Source organism: Shinella sp. M27, assembly GCF_049199905.1.
Classification (GTDB): Bacteria; Pseudomonadota; Alphaproteobacteria; order Rhizobiales; family Rhizobiaceae; genus Shinella.
The window spans coordinates 1-2061 of the sequence record NZ_JBLZPK010000076.1 but is presented as its reverse complement, the minus strand read 5'-3'; the positions used below and the strand labels follow the sequence as shown (position 1 = coordinate 2061).

Here is a 2061-nt window from a genome sequence, read left to right as displayed (position 1 = left end):
ACAGCAGATTGTCTAACTTTTTTCGTCATATGCCCGTCGCCTCTGTTCGGGCAGACACGGCCTTAAGCCGAGAGGCTCGCGCGGCCGCGTGCACGGCGTGCGGACAGGACCTTGCGGCCGCCCTTGGTAGCCATGCGGGCGCGGAAGCCGTGACGACGCTTGCGAACAAGCTTGGAAGGTTGGTAGGTACGCTTCGTCATTTATTTAATACCGCGGTGTGCGGCCCTTCTTGGGTTTTGCTTTACGCAATCAGCGTTGAAAGTCCGACATAGGCTTGCCCTCGCGGGAAGCCAGGCTGTCCGGACGTGCGCGGCTTATAAGGGCAAAGACGATTAAAAGTCAATTGCGGCTTTGACGCAGCTCCGCCTGTCACATTTGTTAAGATCGCGGCCATCTGCGGTTGCGTATTGCTTGCCTTTTGTCACTTTCAGCTAACGTTACGTCAGTCTTTATTCCTGATTTTCCTCAATATTTTTTCCATTGGCAATTTCAGGCGGGACTTAAATGCCTGCTATTTGGGCGGTTGTATCAAAATCTAATTAACCTTTAGCGTTTACCGTCCTGTCCATGGGGGAAGGCGGCCAAGTCGTTTTCCTGGTGTTTGCTTGTGCCTTTGGAGTGTGACGTGAAGATACGCGGCAAGATTTACCTCATCGTGGGCGTGATGGGCTTCATTTCCGTCCTGATCGGCGCCATCGCCGTTCATGTAGTCTCGGAATACAGCGAAAAGCTGCATCAGTACGAGAATGCCGCCGACCGCGCCTTCCTCGGCGAGCACCTGAACCGTCAGGTCACCGCCGTCGTCATGGAAGCGCGTGGCGTCTATGCCGCCAAGGATACCGACGGCGCCAAGAAATTCGCCGAAGGCATCGCCAAGGAACTCGACGGGATCGATGCGACGCTCAAGGAATGGCAGCCGCTCGTTCCCGACGCGCAGAAGGCCGCCTTCGACGCCGTGGTTTCGCGCGCCGCCGAATTCCGCACCTTCCGCATGGAAACGGCCCGCCTCGGCACGACCGAATCGATCGCCGCTGCCAACGAGCAGGGCAACAATGAGCTGAACCGCGCCAACCGCAAGGCCTTCCAGAAGGAGATTGACGCCGTCGTTCAGACGGACAACGAGAACCTGACGACCATTAAGGATGACATCGCCTCGTTCGAGACGCTGATGCTGACGCTCGTGCTCGGCACGGTTGGCGCCGGCCTTGTGCTGGGTGGCGGCATCGCCTTCTATATCGCGACCAACGAACTCAGCCGCCCGATCCAGAAGGTCACCGACACGATGAACCGCCTTGCCGGCGGCGATCTCGAGACGGAAGTGCCCTATGCCGGCCGCCAGGACGAGATCGGCGAAATGGCTGCGGCCGTAGCCGTCTTTCGCCAGAACGCCATCACCGTGCGCGACCTCAACGCCCAGGAACAGGTGCTGCGCGAAAAGAGCGCGGATCTCCAGTCCTCCATCGCGACCGTCGTGCACGCTGCCGCTGCGGGCGACTTCTCCTCGCGCATCAGCAAGGATTATCACAACGAAGACCTCAACCGTTTCGCACGCTCGGTCAACGAGCTGGTCGGCGGCGTCGAGGAGGGCATTGCCGAAACCCGCCGCGTCATCGGTTCGCTGGCCGACGGTGACCTGACGCAGACCATGAACGGCGCGTTCCGTGGCGCCTTCGCCGAGCTTCAGCAGAACGTCAACGCGACGCTCGCCACCCTCCAGCGCACCATGCGCGAAGTGCGCGGCTCGACGGATGCCATCAATGCCAATTCCGGCGAACTGCGCAGCGCCTCGGACGATCTGTCCAAGCGCACAGAGCAGCAGGCCGCCGCGCTGGAGGAAACCTCCGCCGCACTCGAAGAGATCACCGCCGCCGTCAAGAATTCGACGGAGCGGGCCAATGAGGCGACCACCATGGTCGGCGAGGCGACGCAGAGTGCCAAGGAGTCCGGCGCCATCGTCCGCAACGCCATCGACGCCATGGGCCGCATCGAGCAGGCCTCCAGCGAGATCAGCCAGATCATCTCGGTCATCGACGAGATCGCCTTCCAGACCAACCTTCTGGC

At 60.6% G+C, this 2061-nt stretch carries 2 protein-coding genes; one reads left to right on the top strand and one right to left on the bottom strand.

What is annotated here, in order from left to right; translation table 11 throughout:
* Positions 1 to 62: 62 nt before the first annotated feature.
* On the bottom strand, positions 63 to 200 hold the full coding sequence (rpmH, locus tag ACOZK4_RS26695) for a 50S ribosomal protein L34 (protein ID WP_083242913.1): 138 nt from the start codon (positions 198 to 200) through the stop codon (positions 63 to 65).
* 425 nt (positions 201 to 625) lie between these two features.
* Between rpmH and ACOZK4_RS26690 the strand changes: the two genes are divergently transcribed.
* Positions 626 to 2061 (top strand): methyl-accepting chemotaxis protein (locus ACOZK4_RS26690; protein ID WP_421594670.1); only part of this gene is annotated, 1436 nt, incomplete at its 3' end.

What these genes read in the sequence shown, in the direction of transcription:
- rpmH (WP_083242913.1), bottom strand. Translation starts at nt 200, where the DNA reads ATGACGAAGCGTACCTACCAACCTTCCAAGCTTGTTCGCAAGCGTCGT.